The sequence below is a fragment of the Corallococcus exiguus genome, from assembly GCF_009909105.1.
GTDB lineage: Bacteria > Myxococcota > Myxococcia > Myxococcales > Myxococcaceae > Corallococcus > Corallococcus exiguus.
The window spans coordinates 412,078-429,786 of sequence record NZ_JAAAPK010000002.1; the positions used below are offsets into that span (position 1 = coordinate 412,078).

The following is a 17,709-nucleotide window of genomic DNA, read 5'->3' on the forward strand; positions in this document are numbered from 1 at the left end:
TGAGGCGCGCCATTGTGGGCAGCGATCGCCATCTGTAAAGGGGGTCCTCCCCGAGGCCGAAAACTCGGCCTCCGCGCGATTGGCAAGCGTGCTGTTCGGCGGAACGACACATGCGCGCGCGCGCGTTGGAATGTCTCAAAGGGCTTGACGAATGCGTCGTGAGCGCTCAGAGCCGCCCGCGCGCCTTCACGTCCAGGTACACGTTGAGTGCAGCGGCGCCGAATCCGCGTGCCGGTGCGCGCACCACCAGCGCTCCCGCGTCACGCAGCGTGGTGGCGGTGCGGCGGTACTCGGACTCCATGCGGGAGGCGGCCTGCCGCGCGTAGGCGGATGTCGCGTCGCCGGGCACGTCGGTGGCGGCGGCCTCCAGGTCCTCGTCCAGCAGCGACGCGACGACGGGCAGGTGCCGGGGGCGCAGGGCCAGCGTGCGCGTGAGGAGCGCGGAGGACGCGTCTGGATCCACCAGGTCGGTGAAGAGCACCACCAGCGCGCGGCGCGTCTGGCGGGCGAAGGCGAAGTCGAACGCGCGGCCGTAGTCGCTCTCCTCCAGGCCGGCCTCCGCGCGGTAGAGGGACTCGGTGATGAGGCGCAGGTGCTCCGCGCCCTTGCGCGGGGGCAGGAAGGTGCGCACGTCGCTGGCGAACGCGAGCACGCCCACGACGTCGCCCGCGTCCAGGCTCACGCGCGCCAGCCGCAGCGCCGCGTCCACCGCGTGATCCAACTTCCGGCGCCCCTGCACCCGGCCCGCCATGTGACGGCCGCAGTCCAGCAGCAGCAGCACCGGCTGGTTGCGCTCCGGCTGCCACGTGCGCACCAGCGTGTGGCCGTGGCGCGCGGAGGACTTCCAGTCGATGTGCCGGTAGTCATCGCCGGGGCGGTACTCGCGCAGCGATTCGAACTCGCGGCCCTCCACGGACTTGCGAAGGAGCGTGCGCGCGGACACGGCCTCCGACGCGCGCGCCAGCGTCAGCGCCTCGCGAGAGAGGGCGCGCAGGTCCGGATACACCTTCACGTCCTGACCCGCGGGCAGCCGCACCTGCCGCGAGCACAGACCCAGGGGCCCCATCAGGCGCAGGTTCACGTCGCCGAAGCGCGCATCGCCCCGGGAGGGAGGGTGCACGCGGTACGTCAGCCGCGTGGTGTCTCCCGGCTCCAGCGTGAAGGGCTGACGGTGGCCGTGGCTCTCCACGTCCAGGGGCGGCTCGTCGCGCAGCTCACCGCGCACGGGCCTGTCCGTTCGCGAATGCAGCTCCCAGCGCACGGTGTTGTCCACGCCGGAGGAGAGGATGGGCTCCACCTCGCGGCGTGCGTCGACGTCACGGGCATGCGGCGCGCGCAGGAAGTCCACCGCGCACAGGAGCAGGACGGCCACGTCCACCGCGAGCGCCAGCCATCCGAAGGCGGGGCTCGCCACCGCGAGCGCGGCGGGCACCAGCGCTCCGGCGAACAGCGCCACGGCGAGGCCGCTGGGGACGGGGCGCCCGAGGCTCACCGGGGCACTCGCACCCGTTCGAGCATCTGCCTCAGCACGTCATCAGGGGTGACGCCCTCCACCTCCGCCTCGGCCTTGAGCAGGAGGCGGTGGTTGAGGACGCTGGGCGTGACGTCCTTCACGTCGTCCGGGGTGACGAAGTCGGTGCCCCGGAGCGCCGCGTGCGCCTTGGACGCCGCGAGCAGGGCCTGCGCGGCACGGGGGCTCGCGCCCAGCCGCACGCGGGGATGTGCACGGGTGTCGCGCACGAGCTGCACCACGTACTGGAGGATGGAGTCGTCACACGCGACGCGCGCGGCGCGGTCCTGCAGCTCCGTCAGCGTGGCGGCGTCCAGCACTCGGGACACGGCGGGTGGCCGGCCCTCGCGCTGGTGGAAGGCGCGCAGGAGCGAGGTTTCGGCGTCGCCATCCGGATAGCCCACGCGCACGCGCATGAGGAAACGGTCCAGCTGCGCCTCGGGGAGGGGATAGGTGCCCTCCAGCTCCAGCGGGTTCTGCGTGGCGACGACGAAGAAGTGCGGCGGCAGCGCGTGCGTCACGCCGTCGATGGTGACCTGCCGCTCCTCCATGGCTTCGAGGAGCGCCGCCTGCGTCTTGGGCGGCGTGCGGTTGATTTCATCCGCGACCAGGACCTCCGTGAAGACGGGTCCCTTCATCAGGCGGAAGGTCTGCTCCTGCGGCTGGAAGACGTTGGTGCCCAGGATGTCCGCGGGCATCAGGTCCGGGGTGAACTGCACGCGGGAGAAGGACAGGCCCAGCGCCCCCGCCATGCTGCGCGCGGTGAGCGTCTTGGCGACCCCGGGCACGCCCTCCAGCAGCACGTGGCCGCGCGCGAGGAAGGCCGTCACCAGGTCGGCCAGCACGCGGGGCTGGCCCACGACGGCCGAGCCCAGCGCGTCGAGGAGGCGGGAGAGGGGCGTGGCGTCGGACATGGTGGCGGGCGACGGTAGCCCGCCTCCTGTCCGGCGCGGCAGCGAAATCCTCGGGCCTACTCCTGGCGCTTCAGGCCCATCAGGGTGCCCAGCACCGCGATGACGCCGCCGAGGATGCCCAGGAAACAGCCGATGCTCGGCGACGAGTTCATCATCTCCGCGTTGCCCATGGGCGACGGCACGAGGGTGGTGTCCGAGGAGAGCTTCAGGAACACCAGCGACCAGACGAGGGTCACCACGCTGCAGACCATCTGCGCGCCCCACGGCAGCATGGGGTTCACCCACGTCATCACCTCACGCGCCCGCAGGCCCACGAAGACCATGGTCGCGACGGCGAAGATGAAGGAGATGAACCCCAGGCTGATGAGGCCCAGGAAGTCGCCGCCCTCCGCCGTCTCCTTCCACGGAATGAAGCAGGAGAGCACCACCAGCGCCGCGCCCCAGAACGCGATGCGGTCGCCGCCTTGCAGCTCGCCCAGGAACGAGCGCGCGTCGTCCAGCAGCACCTCCGGATCATCGATGGGCGAGCGAGAGGACTCCAGCTCACGGGCCTCGCGGGACCAGGGATCCGCCACCGCGTCGCCGGCGTCGTCCTCATCCTCCTCGACGGGAGCGGGCGCCGGGGCGCGGCGGGCCGACGCACGGGCGGGAGCGGCCTTGGCGGCGCCACCGCCCCGGGCGGGAGGAGCGGCACGTTGGGCCTTCTCCCGGGCGATGTCGTCCATGCTCCGCACGTTGGTGGCGTCGTCGCTCGGTGGCGGCGCGGCGGGGCGTGCGCCCGTCCTGGCGCGGGCCGGGGCAGGGCGTGCGCGAGGCTCCGGAGCGGCGCGGGCCGGAGGGGGCCGCGAGCGCGGCGGCGGCCGGACTCCGGTGCTCTCGTCATCGCCGCCAGAGTCCCCCTCATCCCCGGCTCCCCCGAGGAAGGACTCGTCGATGATGTGGTCGCAGTGGGGGCAGATGGCGGTGTCTTCCGCGACCTTGCGATTACAGCCTGGGCAGTTCAGGGCCGGTGCTCCGGGAGGGGGGAAACGGCCCGATATCTTCCCGGCCCCAGCGCGCGGCTGTCAAACCCGTTCAGCGCCATAACCCCTGGATTTTCGCGGGGAATTGACCTAGCCCGTTCGAGCATGGCCCGCCTGCCCGCCGCCGTGTCCGCCGGTTTCCTCCTCGTGAGCGCCTGTGTCCGGTCGGTGCCGACGCCCGACGTGTCTCCGCCCCCGGTCGAGCCCTCGAAGGCCATCGCGCAGATCCAGGACTGGGAGGACCGCCGCTCCCTGGGAGGCGGGGACCTGGTGCGGTTCGCCACCTCCGCGCCGGATTGGGCCGTGCGCGTGCGCGCCCTCCGGGCCCTGGCGCGGATCCAGGACGTGGAGACGCTGGAGGCCGTCCTCGTCGGGCTGACGGCGCGGCGCACTGCCGTGCGCGACGAGGCCGCCTTCGCGGCGGGGGAGCTGGCGCAGTCGTGGGAGCCGCTTCCGGAGGCCGCACGGACGGCGCTCACGGAAGCGCTGGTGCGCGCCGAGGCCTCGGAAGCCTACGCCCGGGTGCACGACACGCTGCTGGAGTCCCTGGGCAAGCTGGCCACGCCTGGCGCCGTGGAGGTGCTGACGGCCCGGCTGTCTCCGGCCAATGGCCCCTGGTCCGAGGCCGCGGCGACGGCGTTGGGCGTGGCCGCGCGCAAGGCCGGACCCGCGGCCGTGGCGAACGTCCCCCTGGAGACGATCCGCGCGCTGCTGGATCCCCGCTTGCGGAGCGAAGTGAACGTCGCCGGGGCGTACCTTCTGGCTGCGTCGAAGCGGCTGGACGGCGTGGATGCGCTCCGCTCCTGCGTGGCCAATTCGATACCGGATGTGATGGCCCCGTGCGTGAAGAGCCTGGGCGACCTGGGCAGCCCGCGGGACGCGCTGGCGCTGAACCTGATGTTGGGCGAAGCCACGTCCCGCGCGTCGGCGGAGGTGGCGCGTGCGCTGGCGAAGCTCGCCGCGAAGTGCGAGGCCGGCTCACCCTGTGCCCCGCTGAGCGCACTGGAAGGCCAGTCGCACCTGGCGAAGCAGGTGGCGGAGGGGAAGGCGGCGAAAGGCCACGTGTTGCTGGCGGTGGCGCAGCAGGGACTTCCGCTCCAGGGCCGGCCGGTGTTGTCGCGCATGAGGAGTGCGCTGGCGGAAGCAGACCGCACCGCCGTGTCCGACGAAGCCCACACGGACCTCGCCTGGCTGGACTGCCGGTTCGCGGCGGCGATGGACCGACAGCTGGGCACTCTGGAGCAGGTCCTCCAGTGCGGCTACGGCCGCGTCCCCGAAGCCCGATGGCTCGCGCTGGGACTGCACGAGGTGGCGCAGTTCAAGGGGCAGCCCACCGGCGCTGCGTTCGCGGTGCCCTACCTGGACCACGTGAGCCCCATCGTGCGCGGCGCCGCGCTGGACGCACTCGCTGAACGCCCCGTGCCCGAAGCGCTGGCGCCCATTCGCGCGCTCATCGGAGGAGGGGACGCGGTGGTGGCGGGACTGGCCGCGTCCGCCGCCGGCAAGCTGAAGGACGCCGAAGCCCTGCCCGCGCTGGAGGCCCTGGCCGACCGCATCCCCAAGGAGCCGGACCTGGCGGAGGCGGTGGCCGGTGCGCTCGTCGTGTTGAAGGGCCGCGCGGCGGAACCCCGCCTGCGCGAATGGCTGACCCATCCACACGCCAACGTGCGCCGGATCGCGGCCGAGTCCCTCACCACGCTCACGGGAGCGCCGGTTCGCTCTTCCCGCGTGGAGCTGCCTCCGGAGACGTACCGTCCGCCGGCAGCGCCCTCCGGCACGACGCTCACGCTGCGCACGCGCAAGGGCGACATCACCGCCCTGTTGGATCCGGATGCGCCGCTCACGGGCGGCAACCTGATGGCGCTCGCGAAGCAGGGCTACTTCCGGGGCATCACCTTCCACCGTGTGGTGCCGGACTTCGTCGCGCAGGGCGGAGATCCGCGCGGAGACGGGGAGGGTGGGCCTGGCTATTCCATCCGCTGCGAGATGACGCGCCGCCCGTATGCGCGAGGCACCGTGGGGATGGCGCTGTCGGGCAAGGACACTGGCGGCAGCCAGTTCTTCTTCACCCACTCACCGCAGCCGCACCTGGACGGCCGCTACACGGCCTTTGGTGAAGTGATTCAAGGCATGGACGTGGTGGACGCGCTGCTGGAGGGCACGATCATCGACGATGTCATCGTCGGCACCCGCGCCCCCTGAAGCAGGACCCTCGCGCGTCAGGCCCCGGCGGCGCGCGCGGGCACCGGCTCGCCCTGGGCGTTGAGGTTCGCGCCCGTCCAGCGGTGGCTCTCCGCTTCCTCCATCGTCTCCACCTCACGGCGGATGCGGGCCCACTCCGTCTCCGGCAGGCCGAGGAACGCCTCCGCGAGCATCGGGTCGAACTGCGTGCCCGCGCAGCGGCGGACCTCGTCGCGCGCCACGCTCATGGGCCGCCCCTTGCGATAGGGCCGGTCGGAGGTGATGGCATCCAGCGTGTCCACGAGGCAGAAGATGCGCGCCCCGATGACGATCTCCTCGCCCTGGAGCCCCAGCGGGTAGCCCTTGCCGTCCCAGCGCTCCTGGTGCTGCAGGACGATGAGCGCCGCCTCGTGCAGGTAGGGCATCTTCGCCAGCATCCGGTAGCCGAACTCCGGGTGCAGCTTCATCTCCACCCATTCCTCCGGCGTGAGCGGCCCGGGCTTGAGCAGGATGGAGTCCCGCACGCCAATCTTCCCGATGTCGTGCAGGAGCGCGCCCTGCTCCACCACGTCCAGCGCCGGTCCGGTGAGGCCGATCTCCTGCGCCAGCCGCCGCGCGTACAGCGACACGCGCCGCGAGTGCCACTGCGTCTCCGTGTCGCGGTAGTCCAGCGCGCTGATGAGCCCGTCCAGAAGCCCCGTGGTGCGCTCGATGACCCGGCGCTCCAGTCCCTCGTTGATGGCCAGGAGCTCCGCGTTCTTCTCCGCGACCTCGCGTGTCAGCCGCTCGTTGGTGGCCACCAGCCGGTGGTGCTCGAAGGCCTGCCGGATGCTGCTGGTCAGGTCGCTCAGCGACCACGGCTTGCCCAGGAGCCGGAAGACCTCGCCCCGGTTCACCGCCTCCGACGCCGTCTTGAAGTCCGCCGCCGCCGTCAGCATCAGCCGCACCGCGCGAGGGTTCTTCTCCCGGAGCGCTGACAACAGCTCGATGCCGTTGAGGTACGGCATCATGAAGTCCGTGAGGACGACGTCGAATCCCTGCTCCCGCGCCGCCACCACCGGGTCGCTGTGTGTCACGACCTCGTAACCCTCCGCCTGGAGGATCCGGGACAGCGCGGCGAGGATGAGCACGTCGTCGTCCACCACGAGGATTCGGGCCATGGGCTGATACGCTCCGAGCGAGTGGGCTGCGGTTTTCTCAGACTCTTATAGCCGGTCCACAGACAGCCAGACAGGCCCCCCCAAGCTTTCCAGTACCGCCAAACTACCGGAATTCTTGAGGTTTCCCTGAAACAGGCGGTCGCTGGATTCCACGTCCTGCTTGCCTGCCCGTCGAGCCGTGTTCTATGGTGGCCGCCTACCCAACGTAAATGGCTGTAACCCCTTGGAATTCGGGAGCAATCTCCGATGGCTAGAGCCCCTGATGGGCCGGTGCCGGTGGTGGTGATGGGGCTGGGGTTTATCGGGCAGGAGATTGCCAGGGCAGCCCTGTCGTCCACCGAAGTGGAGTTGATGGGCGCGGTGGACTCGCAGCCCTCCCTGGTGGGTCGTCCCCTGGGCGACGTGCTGGGGCTGGCCGGACCGCGCTTCAAGGTCGCGGACTCGCTGGAGCGCGCCGTGGGGCGCCGCAAGGGCGTGGTGGTGCTGCACGCCACCAGCTCGCGGCTCTCCCAGGTGATGGATCAGCTGCTGGACGCGCTGAAGCTGGGCCTGCCGGTGGCCAGCACCTGCGAGGAGCTGGCGTTCCCGCACCTCAAGTACCCGGAGCTGGCGGAGAAGCTGGAGCGCGCCGCGGAGAAGGCGGGCGTCGCCATCGTGGGCACGGGCGTGAACCCGGGCTTCGTCCTGGACCGCCTGGTGGCCACCGCCGGTCAGGTGTGCGGCCCCGTGCGCAAGGTGCTGGCCAGCCGCGTGGTGGACGCGCGCACGCGCCGTGAGGCCCTGCAGCGCAAGGTGGGCGCGGGCCTGACGGAGGAGGAGTTCTTCGACCTGGTGGACCGCGAGGAGCTGGGCCACGTGGGGCTGGTGGAGTCCGCGGCGCTGGCGGCGGTGGGGCTGGGGCTGGACTGTGACGACTTCGAGGAGGAGGTCGCGCCCGTGTTCGCCGAGGAGGACATCACCGGCGGTGCATTTGTCGTGAAGAAAGGCCGCGTCGCGGGCATGTTCCAGTCCGTGGTGGGTTTGGAGGAGGGGCAGGAGCGGGTCCGCCTGGAGCTGACCATCGCGGTAGGGGCGGACAACCCACGGGATCGCATCGAGATCGACGCGGACCCCAGGCTGGTGCTTGAGATACCGGGGGGAGTGGCGGGCGACCGGGCCACCGCGAACGCGCTGGTGAATGCCGCGCCACGTTTGACGGCCGCGGAGGCCGGGCTCCTGACGGTGCTCGAGCTTCCGTCAGGTCGCTGAAGGTTCATCAGGAGAGGGAAATGCTGGACAAGAACGCGATTGGCCGCGCCTCGCCGCCGACGCTCAACGAGGTGGAGAAGGGCGCCATCCGGCGCTTCGCCGAGGCAATCGGCGACTACAATCCCATCTACTACGATGAGGAGTACGCCCGGGCCTCGGGCTACCCCACCATCGTCGCGCCGCCCACGTTCCCCGCGTCGTTCCATTCCGCCGCGGACCTCCGGGAGCTGTTGGGGGTGGGCATCAAGAGCCTGCTGCACGCCGAACAGGGCTTCGACTACGAGCGGCCCATCTTCGCGGGGGACCGCATCTACGTGTCCACCCGCGTGTCGGACGTCTTCGAGCGGCCGGGCATGTCCGGCAAGATGGACATCGCGGTCATCGAGGACGAAGGCCGGGACGAAGAGGGCAACCTCGTCTTCCGCGCCCGCCGGACCCTCGTGGTGCGTGCCGCCAAGGAGAACGCCTGATGCCCGCGCGCAAGCTCTACTTCGAATCCATCCGCGTCGGTGACGAGCTGCCGGCGTTGGCCAAGGCCCCGGTGGACCGCGTCCAGCTGTCGCGCTACGCGGGCGCCTCCGGCGACTACAACCCCGTGCACGTGGACGAGCTCTACGCCAAGAGCGTGGGCATGCCGTCCGTCTACGCCCCCGGCATGCTCGTCATGGGCATGTTGGGCCAGCTCATCAGCGACTGGGCCCGGGGCGGCCAGCTGCGGCGCTACAACGTCCGCTTCATCAAGATGGTGTGGCCGGGCGACACCGTGGTCTGCAAGGGCCGCGTGAGCGACCGCCACGGCTCCGGCGGCCGGTACTTCGTCGAAATCGACCTCTGGGCGGAGAACCAGAAGGGCGAGCTCGTCATGAAGGGCGGCTCGCAGATCCAGCTCTTCTATTCCCTGGAGGACGAGAACCGGCAGCGCTCCGGCCAGTCCCCCATCGTGGTGGAAGTGCCCCGCGAGAGCCTGGTCGTCCCGGCCCCCGCCACCCCGGAGGCCGCCACCAGCGCCCCGGCGCCCGCCGCCCCGGAACGCGACCGGGACGAGGACGACGACGAGGAGACGGACGAGCCCCGCAACGGCGCCTCGTCCAAGAAGACCGCGCCCCGGGAGAAGCCCGCCGCCAAGACGGCGTCCCTCCCGGCCGCGAAGAAGGCCAAGAAGTAGGCTTTCCAGGGGCGTTCCAAGGCGAATTCCCGCGTTCCAGAAGGGCGGCTTCGACCGCTCGTCAACGCGGGGTGTCATCTTGGGTTGACTCAAAAATCAGTCGACGCCACACTTCCTGCGTCACATGGGCCGCTGACCCTTACTTTTTCCCGCCCTGCGGGAAGCAGGCAGGCAGCGAGCCCCTACGCAGGAGTGGCCATGTCCGCCGGCATCAACACCTACAAGACCGACCTTCGAGAGATCTTCTTCACGCTGTTCGAGCAGTTCGGCTTCGGCCAGGTGGCGGGCACGGCCCCCTATGACGCCTGGGGCCCGGACGAGGCGAAGGCGGTCCTCACGGAGACGTACCGCTTCGCGCGCGAGGTGCTGGGGCCCCTCAACTCGGTGGGTGACCGTGAGGGCTGCCGGTTGGAGAACGGCTCGGTCTTCACGCCCAAGGGCTTCAAGGACGCGTGGAACAAGCTCTACGAGCAGGGCTTCAAGACGGTGGCGGTGAGCCCCGACCACGGCGGCCAGGGCGCGCCGATGATGCTCCAGGTGACGGTGGAGGAGATCCTCTCCGGCGCCAACACCGCGTTCAACATGTACCCGGGCCTGGCCTTCGGCGCGGCGGAAGTTGTCGCGGAGTGCGGCACGCCCGAGCAGCAGAAGCAGTTCGTGGAGCGCATGCTCAACGGCACCTGGGGCGGCACCATGTGCCTCACGGAGCCGCACGCCGGCTCCGACGTGGGCGCGGCCAAGTCCACCGCGAAGCGCAACGGGGACGGCACCTACAGCATCAAGGGCACGAAGATCTTCATCTCCGGCGGCGACCATGACATGGCCGGGAACATCATCCACCTGGTGCTCGCGCGCATCGACGGCGCGCCGGCCGGCACCAAGGGCCTGTCGCTGTTCATCGTCCCCAAGCTGCGCATCAACGCGGACGGTTCCTCCGGCCAGGCCAACGACGTCACCGTGGGGTCCATCGAGCACAAGATGGGCATCAACGGCTCCGCCACCTGTGTCCTCAACTTCGGTGAGAACGACGGCTGTCTGGGCGAGCTCGTGGGCACGGTCGAGCACGTGGGCATGAGCCAGATGTTCAAGATGATGAACGGCGCGCGCATCGCCGTGGGCATCCAGGGCGTGAGCCTGGCGTCGGCCGCGTACTACAACGCGCTGGACTACGCGAAGGACCGCAAGCAGGGCTCCCACTTCACCAAGTGGAAGGACCCGTCCGCGCCGCGCGCCTCCATCATCGAGCACCCGGACGTCCGCCGCATGCTGCTGGACATCAAGGCGCACGTGGAAGGCATCCGCGCGCTGGTCATCAAGCTGGCCATGCACCTGGACAAGGCGAAGCAGCTGGCGGGCAAGGACGACGACGCGGCCACCTACCACAAGGGCCAGGTGGAGGTGCTGACGCCGCTGGTGAAGTCCTACGGCTCCGACCAGGCCTTCCGCCTCTGCGCGCAGGCCATCCAGGTGTACGGCGGCGCCGGCTACATCCAGGACTATCCGGTGGAGCAGTACACGCGCGACTCGAAGATCTTCTCCGTCTACGAGGGCACCAACCACATCCAGGCCATGGACCTGGTGGGCCGCAAGATGGGCCAGGCGGGCGGCGCGCACTTCCAGCAGTTCATGGGCGATGTCGGCAGCTTCGTTGAAGCGCACCGCGAGCACCCGGTACTGGGTGAGGCCGTGAAGACGCTGGCCGGCGCGCAGGAAGGCCTGATGTCCAGCGCGATGGCGCTGTTCGGCTGGTCGCAGGACGCGGGCCGCTTCCCGCTCATCCCCCTGTCCGCCAACCGCTTCCTCAACATGATGTCGGAGGTCGCCGTGGGCTGGCTGCTGCTGGACGCGGCCGTCATCGCGGAGAAGGCCGCCGCCAACGTGGCCGCCGACCACCCGGACAAGGCGTTCTACGAGGGCAAGAAGTTCAGCGCCCTGTGGTACGCGCGCAACGTGCTGCCCAACGTGGAGTACGCCGCGCGCCTCATCGCCACCGAGGACACGTCCCCGATGGACATCACCGACGCGGCGTTCGGCGGCGTCTGAAGCGGCACCTGACACACCTGAAATGAAGAAGGCCCTCCGGCACGTGACGCGCCGGGGGGCCTTTTCCTTTTCGGGCCTGAGCCTAGTCGCCTTCGCGCACGCCGATGGCGAGCTGCGCGAGGCCGGCCTTCTTCGCCAGCTCCATCACCTGCACCACGGTGCCGTGGGGGACGCCTTCGTCCGCCTGAACAATCACCACGGTGTCGGGGTTCTGGTTCTTCGCGTTGTCGAAGGCCTGCTTCAGCTCCGCCTCCGCGACGACGTTGCCCGCGAGCACGAAGCGTCCGTCCGCCAGCACCGCCACGGACAGGTCCGTGGTGCGCGCGGTGACGTCCGCGGCGCCGCCCTTGGGCAGGTTCACCTTGAGGCCCGCCTTCGCGCCGCCGCCCGGGCCCTGCTGGGTGATGACCGAGCTGGTCACCATGAAGATGATGAGCAGCACGAGCATCACGTCCGTCAGCGGCGTGATGTTGATCTCCGCGAAGCCCGCGCCCTCCACCTCGTCATCGCCCGAGCCGGGCGTCTTTCCCATGGCCATGGTGGGCGTGTCTCCTTACGAGGCGGGCTGCGGATCCGGGCGGGCCGCCGGGGGCGTGGTGCTTTCGCGCGGGGGCGGCGTGGTGTCCGGCAGCGGGCCGCCGGCCGAGCGCTCCTTGAGCACCTCCGCGAACTCGTCGCCCAACAGGCGCAGCTCCACCAGCACGCGGGACAGCCGAGCCTGGAAGTAGTTGTAGAAGACCATCGCCTGCACGGCGACGAGGATGCCCACGGCGGTGGCGACGAGCGCTTCGGAGATGCCCGTCATCACGGCGGCGGAGCCGCCAGTGCCGCCGGCCTCCACGTCCACGCCCAGGTCCTTGAAGGAGCGCATGATGCCGGCCACGGTGCCGAAGAGGCCCACGAAGGGCGTCGTCGAACCGATGGTGGCGAGCAGCCACAGGTTGCGCCGCAGCTTGAGCCCCACCTGGGCGCGCTCGCGCTCCACGGCGGACTCGATGCCGTTGCCGCCAGTGGAGCGGGAGCGCTCCCAGCGGTCGAACCCGGCGAGGAAGATGTCGGCCGCCACGGCGTCGGAGCGCTCGGCGGCGGTGCGGGCGGCGGCCACGTCACCCCGGAGGAGGTGCTTCTGGACGATTTCGCCCAGGTTGCGGGAGCGCTCGCTCACGCCCCAGAGGGCGATGAGCCGCTCGATGGCCACGCCCAGGGCCACCACGGAGGCGCCCAGGAGGAGGGCGAGGGTGACGCCGCCCAGGCGAAGGTAATGAAGTAGATCGTTCAGGCTCATGATGGATGACCGGGCAGGCGGCCCTGGCTCACACTAGGACATATGAACCGCGCAGCCGCCGCAATCTTCCTGGCCCTCCTCTGTTCGGCCTGCCCCAAACGTCTCGAGTTCGGTCCGGAGGGCCGCATCGAGGACGCCCAGACGCTCTACCAGCACGTGCGCGAGCGGCAGGCGAAGGTGGTGACCCTGGAGGGTGACGCCAAGCTGCACGTGGACTCGCCCCAGGGCAGTGGAACGCTCTCCACGTATCTCTCCATCACCCGGCCGGCCCTCATCCACCTGGAGACGTACGACTTCTTCAACCGCCCGGTGGCCTCGCTCGTCTCCGATGGCGAGCGCTTCGGGGTCTACCAGGCGGGGGAGAACACGTACCTCCAGGGCCCGGCGAGCGCGGAGAACGTGTCCCGCTTCCTTCCTGTCGTCCTGCCGAGCGAGGAGCTGGTGGCGGTGATGCTGGGGCAGGTCCCCCTCCTGCCGCCGGAGTCCATGACCCTGGATCTGGACGAGAAGGAGCGGGTGTACGTGCTCAAGCTCCAGCGGGGGCCCGCGACGCAGACACTGCGCGTGGATCCCAAGCACCTGCGCGTGGTGAAGAGCGAGGTCCGGGGCGTGCCGGGCTACGACCTGGCGTTCGAGGACTTCCAGCAGCGGGGCGACCAATTCTTCCCGGGCAAGGTGCACCTCATCGCCGCCACGGCGGACACGAAGCTGGACCTGAAGTACACGGACATCCGCCTCAACGGCCGCCCGGACCTGACGCTCTACGAACTGGGCGCGCCCCAGGGGGCGAAGGTGGTGGACGTCGACGCGCGGGGCCAGGAGGTCCGCTCGGAGGGGGCGGTGTCCCAGCCGCCCCCCGCGCCGGGTTCCTGAGCTTCCAGGCGTCGAAAGGCAGCGTCCCGGCGCAAACCGGGTACTATGGCGCGCACGACATGGCACAGATCAAGCTTGGAGAACTGCTGATCAAGGCGAACGTCCTGCAGGAGAGCCAGCTCAAGGCGGCGCTCGCCGAGCAGGCCAAGTGGGGCGGGAAGCTGGGCGAGATCCTCGTCCGGATGAACCTCGTCTCCGAGGACATCCTCGTGCGCGCCTTGTCGAAGCAGCTGGGCATGCCGGCGGTGAACCTGGACTCCGTGCAGATGGTGCCGCCGCACGTGAAGGCCAAGATTCCTGCGCAGACGGCGCGCGACTTCTCTGTCGTCCCGCTGCAACTGCGCGACGACGGCAAGACGCTGGTGGTCGCCATGTCGGACCCGCTCAACGTGCGGGTGCTGGACGAGCTGCGGGCCCTGTCCAAGTGCCGCATCGTGGCCAACGTGGCCGGGCGCACCTCCGTGGCGCGGGCGTTCGCGCGCCTCTACGAGGAGACGGCGGAGCTGGAGGACGCGGACACCAACTTCAAGGTGGTGGACGCGCAGGGCCGCACCGTCGTGAAGAACCTCAAGGACCTGGACCCGGCCGCCGCCGTCGCCATGTCCCCCAAGCCCGCCGCCGCGCCGCCTCCCCGCCAGGCCCCCCCGCCGGAGGCGCCTCGCGCGGCCTCAGGCAGCCCCTCGGAGCTGCTCAAGAGCGTGGAGGATGTCCAGCGCAAGGAAGTCGCGGCGCTGAAGGCCATGGTCGAGCTGCTCATCGAGAAGGGCGTTTTCTCCCGCGAGGAATACCTCGCCAAGGTCAAGCGGTAGCCCCCGGCCATGCGCAAGAAGATTGGTGAACTCCTCGTCCAGGCCGGAGTGGTGACGGACGAGCAGGTGAAGCAGGCCCTCGCGTCCGGACGGCGCGGCCAGGGCCGCAAGCTGGGTGAGGTGCTGGTGTCCATGGGCCTGTGCACGGGCCGGGACATCGCGCGGGCGCTGGCGGCGCAGCACGAGCTGCCGTTCGTGGAGATCCCCGAGTACATCCCGCATGCGGTGTCCTCGCTGGTGTCCATGGACTTCCAGACCGAGCACCGGGTGCTCCTCTTCGCTGCGGAGCAGGACGGCCGCAGCGAGAAGATCCACGTCGCGGTGGAAGACCCGGGCAACCTGATGCTCGTGGACGAGCTACGCTTCCAGTTGCGCAAGCCGCTCAAGGTGTTCGTCGTAGCGCCGGACGATCTGGAGCAGGCGCTCGCGCGCGGCCGGGGCGAGCCCCTGGACATCGTGGAGGCTGAACCGATGGACATGGACGAGGACGATTCGCCGGACATCCTGCCGCCGCCCCCTCCCTCGGCCGCGCGCCCGCCTCCGCCGCCGCGCCCGCCCGCGCCGCCGACGCTGGACTGGGACCTGCCGCCGCCTCCGCCGCACGACGGCGACGCGTCCGCCGACGGCGCGGAGGTGCTGGAGGACATCCTGGGCTCCACGCCCCGTCCCAAGGTCCCCAAGGCCCCGCGTCCGCCGCCTCCTCCCGCCGCTGCCCGTCCGCCGCCTCCTCCGCCTCCCGCGGAGCCGGAGGACCCGAGCAAGCCGCGCGTGCCGGTGGTGCTCTTCGGCGGCGCCGCGCAGGGCGTGAAGCCGTCCGTGGCGCTCACGCCCAAGCCGGACTTCTCCGAGGAGGACCTGGCGGTGCTGGACGACATCGACCGCATCTCGCGCGGCGAAGAGGCCAGCCTGGACACGGAGAAGGTGAAGCCCGCGCGCATGGTCGCGAGCCTCATCCGCCTGCTCATCCGCAAGGGGCTCATCCAGGAGGCGGAGTTCCTGGAGGAGCTGGCCCAGAAGTGACGGGTGTCGCGCCGTCCCCCGGGGCCTCTGCCGGTGCCCCGCTCCTGGACGTGCGGGGGCTCGTCACCCAGCTGTCGCTCCCGCGCGGCACGGTGCGCGCGGTGGACGGCGTGTCCTTTTCCGTTCCTCCCGGCGGCACGCTGGGGGTGGTGGGGGAGAGCGGCTGCGGCAAGAGCCTGACGGCGCTGTCGGTGATGCGGCTGGTTCCGCAGCCGCCCGGCCGCGTGGTGGGCGGCGAGGTGCGCTTCCGGGGCAATGATTTGCTGGCCCTGCCGGAGAAGGAGATGCGGCGCGTGCGCGGCCGGCACGTGGCCATGGTCTTCCAGGAGCCCATGACGTCGCTCAACCCGGTGTTCACGGTGGGCGAGCAGATTGGCGAAGGCGTCCGGCTGCACCTGGGGGCCACTCGGGCGCAGGCGCGTGAGCGCGCGGTGGAGATGCTCCGGCAGGTGGGCATCCCAGCACCCGGCGAGCGCGTGGACGCATACCCGCACCAGCTCTCCGGAGGCATGCGCCAGCGCGTGATGATCGCCATGGCGCTCGCGTGCGACCCGGCGCTGCTCATCGCGGACGAGCCCACCACGGCGCTGGACGTCACCATCCAGGCCCAGATCCTGGAGCTGCTCAAGCGCCTGCAGGCCGAGCGGAACATGGCGGTGGTGCTCATCACCCACGACCTGGGCGTGGTGGCGGGAAGCTGCGACGCGGTGGTGGTGATGTACGCGGGCCGCATCGTGGAGCAGGCCCCGGTGCGCGAGCTGTTCGCCCGGCCCGCGCACCCGTACACGGCGGGCCTGCTGCGCTCCATCCCGTCGCTGCACGACGCGGGCGCGGCGGCCGAGGGCGGGCGTCAGCGCCTGAAGGCCATTCCCGGCATGGTGCCGTCGCTCACCGCGCTGCCGTCCGGGTGCGCTTTCCGGGACCGCTGCGACCGCGCCTCGGAGCTGTGCGCCCGCGTCACGCCCGCGCTGGAGCCGAAGCGCGGAGGCCAGTCCGCCGCCTGCCATCACCCGGTGCCCGCGCCATGAGCGAACCGCTGGTCCAGGTGCGCGACCTGAAGGTGCACTTCCCGGTGAAGGGCGGCTTGTTGGGCCGCACGCGCGGCACGGTGCGCGCGGTGGACGGCGTGTCCTTCGACGTCGCCCGGGGCGAGACGCTGGGCCTGGTAGGGGAGAGCGGCTGCGGCAAGAGCACCCTGGGGCGCGCGGTGCTGCGCCTCATCGACCCGACCTCCGGCTCCATCCGCGTGGCCGGGCGTGAGCTGACCGGCCTGTCGCAGCGCGAACTGCGACCGCTGCGCCGCCAGATGCAGCTCGTCTTCCAGGATCCGTACGCGTCGCTCAACCCGCGCATGACGGTGGGGGACATCCTCGCGGAGCCCTTCGCCATCCACGGGCTCGTGAAGGGCAAGGCTCGCGAGGACGAGGTGCTGGCGCTGCTCGACGCCATGGGGCTGCCCCGCGAGGCGCGGCACCGCTACCCGCACGAGTTCTCCGGCGGCCAGCGTCAACGCATTGGGATTGCACGTGCCATCGCGTTGCGTCCGGAGCTGGTGGTGGCGGACGAGCCCATCAGCGCGCTGGACGTCTCCATCCAGGCGCAGATCGTCAACCTGCTGGTGGACCTGCAGCGCGAGCGCGGGCTCACCTACGTCTTCATCGCGCACGACCTGAAGATTGTTGAGTACGTGTCCACGCGCGTGGCGGTGATGTACCTGGGCCGCATCGTGGAGGTGGCGCCGTCCCGGTCGCTGTACGCAGGACCGCGCCATCCGTACACGCAGGCGCTGCTGTCCGCGGTGCCCGTGCCGGATCCGGAGCGTCCCCCCACGCGGCTGCTGCTGCCGGGAGAGCCGCCTTCGCCCCTGTCGCCGCCGACCGGCTGCGCGTTCCATCCGCGCTGCCCGCATGTGATGGAGCGCTGCCGGCGCGAGTCACCCCCACTGTATCCCCTGGGTGGAGGCCACGCCGCGGCGTGCTTCCTGGCCGAAGGGGATTCGCGCAACGTGCAGGAAGGGCCCGCTGTTTCCACGTCCGGAGGAGGTGCCGGTGTTCTGGCTCAGCCATCATCACCCGGATGAGTACAACCGCACGTACGTGCTCGCGGGCGTGCGCGTGTGCGCGCGGTGCCTGGGCACGTACCCGGTGCTCGCGGGCGTGTTCCTCGCGCTGTTCGCGCTGAAGGCGCCGCTCCAGTGGGAGTGGGACGTGCCGGTGGTGCTGGGGCTCACGCTTCCCGCGCTCGTGGACTGGGCGGTGGGACGCTTCCGGCCCGCCTCGGGTTCCAACGCGGTGCGCACGCTGACGGGCATCCTGTTGGGAGTGGGGCTCGGCCGCTCGCTGTACGTGCACGTGCAGCGCCCACTGCCGGCGGTATTACTTGCGCAGGCACTTCTGGTGACAGGGGTGGCGGTCCCTGTCATTCTCGCCACTTACCGGCGGCCACGGCCGGAATAGACCTTTCGCGCACGGCTGTCCGT

Annotated in this window: 17 protein-coding genes; 11 read left to right on the forward strand and 6 right to left on the reverse strand. The window is 70.7% G+C overall.

Annotated elements, in window-relative coordinates; translation table 11 throughout:
• Positions 1-166: 166 nt before the first annotated feature.
• Genes GTZ93_RS08185 through GTZ93_RS08195 form a run of 3 tightly spaced genes read right to left on the reverse strand, consistent with a single transcriptional unit; the run spans position 167 to position 3,149 of the window.
• On the reverse strand, positions 167-1,492 hold the full coding sequence (locus GTZ93_RS08185; RefSeq protein ID WP_139920160.1) for a DUF58 domain-containing protein: 1,326 nt from the start codon (positions 1,490-1,492) through the stop codon (positions 167-169).
• Positions 1,489-2,424 carry an AAA family ATPase gene (locus GTZ93_RS08190; RefSeq protein WP_139920157.1) on the reverse strand — a complete coding sequence of 312 codons (936 nt, stop codon included), beginning with the start codon at positions 2,422-2,424 and terminating at the stop codon, positions 1,489-1,491. Before GTZ93_RS08190 ends, GTZ93_RS08185 begins: the two co-directional genes overlap by 4 nt.
• 56 nt (positions 2,425-2,480) lie before the next feature.
• Positions 2,481-3,149, reverse strand: coding sequence for a hypothetical protein (locus tag GTZ93_RS08195; RefSeq protein ID WP_120580225.1), 669 nt, complete (start codon positions 3,147-3,149; stop codon positions 2,481-2,483).
• A 402-nt stretch (positions 3,150-3,551) separates the two neighbouring features.
• Between GTZ93_RS08195 and GTZ93_RS08200 the strand changes: the two genes are divergently transcribed.
• The gene (locus GTZ93_RS08200; protein WP_139920155.1) at positions 3,552-5,648 is read left to right on the forward strand and encodes a peptidylprolyl isomerase; all 2,097 of its coding nucleotides are present in this window, start codon (positions 3,552-3,554) and stop codon (positions 5,646-5,648) included.
• Positions 5,649-5,665: 17 nt separating this feature from the next.
• Here GTZ93_RS08200 and GTZ93_RS08205 read toward each other — a convergent pair whose 3' ends face one another.
• Positions 5,666-6,787, reverse strand: coding sequence for an HD domain-containing phosphohydrolase (locus GTZ93_RS08205; protein WP_139920153.1), 1,122 nt, complete (start codon positions 6,785-6,787; stop codon positions 5,666-5,668).
• Positions 6,788-7,033: 246 nt separating this feature from the next.
• Here GTZ93_RS08205 and GTZ93_RS08210 point away from each other — a divergent pair, with 246 nt between their 5' ends.
• The 4 genes from GTZ93_RS08210 (at position 7,034) to GTZ93_RS08225 (ending at position 11,243) form a co-directional block, all read left to right on the forward strand.
• On the forward strand, positions 7,034-8,035 hold the full coding sequence (locus GTZ93_RS08210) for an NAD(P)H-dependent amine dehydrogenase family protein (RefSeq protein ID WP_120580222.1): 1,002 nt from the start codon (positions 7,034-7,036) through the stop codon (positions 8,033-8,035).
• Positions 8,036-8,055: 20 nt separating this feature from the next.
• Positions 8,056-8,505 (forward strand): MaoC family dehydratase N-terminal domain-containing protein, encoded by a 450-nt coding sequence (locus GTZ93_RS08215; RefSeq protein WP_014397671.1) that lies wholly within the window; start codon positions 8,056-8,058, stop codon positions 8,503-8,505.
• On the forward strand, positions 8,505-9,200 hold the full coding sequence (locus GTZ93_RS08220) for a MaoC family dehydratase (RefSeq protein ID WP_161662723.1): 696 nt from the start codon (positions 8,505-8,507) through the stop codon (positions 9,198-9,200). The genes GTZ93_RS08215 and GTZ93_RS08220 overlap by 1 nt, the downstream gene beginning before the upstream one ends.
• Positions 9,201-9,398: 198 nt before the next feature.
• Positions 9,399-11,243, forward strand: a complete 1,845-nt coding sequence (locus tag GTZ93_RS08225; RefSeq protein ID WP_120581455.1) for an acyl-CoA dehydrogenase — start codon at positions 9,399-9,401, stop codon at positions 11,241-11,243.
• 82 nt (positions 11,244-11,325) lie between these two features.
• Here the strand turns inward: GTZ93_RS08225 and GTZ93_RS08230 are convergent, their stop codons facing one another.
• The gene (locus tag GTZ93_RS08230) at positions 11,326-11,781 is read right to left on the reverse strand and encodes an ExbD/TolR family protein (RefSeq protein ID WP_120565608.1); all 456 of its coding nucleotides are present in this window, start codon (positions 11,779-11,781) and stop codon (positions 11,326-11,328) included.
• Positions 11,782-11,796: 15 nt separating this feature from the next.
• Positions 11,797-12,528, reverse strand: coding sequence for a MotA/TolQ/ExbB proton channel family protein (locus GTZ93_RS08235; RefSeq protein WP_139923631.1), 732 nt, complete (start codon positions 12,526-12,528; stop codon positions 11,797-11,799).
• A gap of 42 nt (positions 12,529-12,570) precedes the next feature.
• Here GTZ93_RS08235 and GTZ93_RS08240 point away from each other — a divergent pair, with 42 nt between their 5' ends.
• The 6 genes from GTZ93_RS08240 to GTZ93_RS08265 are packed head-to-tail and all read left to right on the forward strand — an operon-like array spanning position 12,571 to position 17,686.
• Positions 12,571-13,401, forward strand: coding sequence for a DUF4292 domain-containing protein (locus tag GTZ93_RS08240; protein ID WP_139923633.1), 831 nt, complete (start codon positions 12,571-12,573; stop codon positions 13,399-13,401).
• A gap of 59 nt (positions 13,402-13,460) precedes the next feature.
• Entirely contained in the window at positions 13,461-14,210 is a 750-nt protein-coding gene (locus GTZ93_RS08245; RefSeq protein WP_121752075.1) for a GspE/PulE/PilB domain-containing protein, read from the forward strand.
• 9 nt (positions 14,211-14,219) lie between these two features.
• Complete coding sequence (locus GTZ93_RS08250) at positions 14,220-15,230, forward strand: GspE/PulE/PilB domain-containing protein (protein WP_161662724.1); 1,011 nt, start codon at positions 14,220-14,222, stop codon at positions 15,228-15,230.
• Complete coding sequence (locus GTZ93_RS08255) at positions 15,227-16,258, forward strand: ABC transporter ATP-binding protein (RefSeq protein WP_139918464.1); 1,032 nt, start codon at positions 15,227-15,229, stop codon at positions 16,256-16,258. Before GTZ93_RS08250 ends, GTZ93_RS08255 begins: the two co-directional genes overlap by 4 nt.
• Positions 16,255-17,310, forward strand: a complete 1,056-nt coding sequence (locus GTZ93_RS08260) for an ABC transporter ATP-binding protein (RefSeq protein WP_139918462.1) — start codon at positions 16,255-16,257, stop codon at positions 17,308-17,310. The genes GTZ93_RS08255 and GTZ93_RS08260 overlap by 4 nt, the downstream gene beginning before the upstream one ends.
• Positions 17,279-17,686: a DUF2085 domain-containing protein gene (locus GTZ93_RS08265; RefSeq protein WP_120599419.1), complete on the forward strand. Its 408-nt coding sequence runs from the start codon at positions 17,279-17,281 to the stop codon at positions 17,684-17,686. The genes GTZ93_RS08260 and GTZ93_RS08265 overlap by 32 nt, the downstream gene beginning before the upstream one ends.
• Positions 17,687-17,709 lie beyond the last annotated feature (23 nt).

What these genes read in the sequence shown, in the direction of transcription:
- GTZ93_RS08220 (WP_161662723.1), top strand. Translation starts at nt 8,505, where the DNA reads ATGCCCGCGCGCAAGCTCTACTTCGAATCCATCCGCGTCGGTGACGAG.
- GTZ93_RS08235 (WP_139923631.1), bottom strand. Translation starts at nt 12,528, where the DNA reads ATGAGCCTGAACGATCTACTTCATTACCTTCGCCTGGGCGGCGTCACC.
- GTZ93_RS08245 (WP_121752075.1), top strand. Translation starts at nt 13,461, where the DNA reads ATGGCACAGATCAAGCTTGGAGAACTGCTGATCAAGGCGAACGTCCTG.
- GTZ93_RS08240 (WP_139923633.1), top strand. Translation starts at nt 12,571, where the DNA reads ATGAACCGCGCAGCCGCCGCAATCTTCCTGGCCCTCCTCTGTTCGGCC.
- GTZ93_RS08225 (WP_120581455.1), top strand. Translation starts at nt 9,399, where the DNA reads ATGTCCGCCGGCATCAACACCTACAAGACCGACCTTCGAGAGATCTTC.
- GTZ93_RS08205 (WP_139920153.1), bottom strand. Translation starts at nt 6,787, where the DNA reads ATGGCCCGAATCCTCGTGGTGGACGACGACGTGCTCATCCTCGCCGCG.
- GTZ93_RS08260 (WP_139918462.1), top strand. Translation starts at nt 16,255, where the DNA reads ATGAGCGAACCGCTGGTCCAGGTGCGCGACCTGAAGGTGCACTTCCCG.
- GTZ93_RS08190 (WP_139920157.1), bottom strand. Translation starts at nt 2,424, where the DNA reads ATGTCCGACGCCACGCCCCTCTCCCGCCTCCTCGACGCGCTGGGCTCG.
- GTZ93_RS08210 (WP_120580222.1), top strand. Translation starts at nt 7,034, where the DNA reads ATGGCTAGAGCCCCTGATGGGCCGGTGCCGGTGGTGGTGATGGGGCTG.
- GTZ93_RS08230 (WP_120565608.1), bottom strand. Translation starts at nt 11,781, where the DNA reads ATGGCCATGGGAAAGACGCCCGGCTCGGGCGATGACGAGGTGGAGGGC.
- GTZ93_RS08200 (WP_139920155.1), top strand. Translation starts at nt 3,552, where the DNA reads ATGGCCCGCCTGCCCGCCGCCGTGTCCGCCGGTTTCCTCCTCGTGAGC.
- GTZ93_RS08215 (WP_014397671.1), top strand. Translation starts at nt 8,056, where the DNA reads ATGCTGGACAAGAACGCGATTGGCCGCGCCTCGCCGCCGACGCTCAAC.
- GTZ93_RS08195 (WP_120580225.1), bottom strand. Translation starts at nt 3,149, where the DNA reads ATGGACGACATCGCCCGGGAGAAGGCCCAACGTGCCGCTCCTCCCGCC.
- GTZ93_RS08250 (WP_161662724.1), top strand. Translation starts at nt 14,220, where the DNA reads ATGCGCAAGAAGATTGGTGAACTCCTCGTCCAGGCCGGAGTGGTGACG.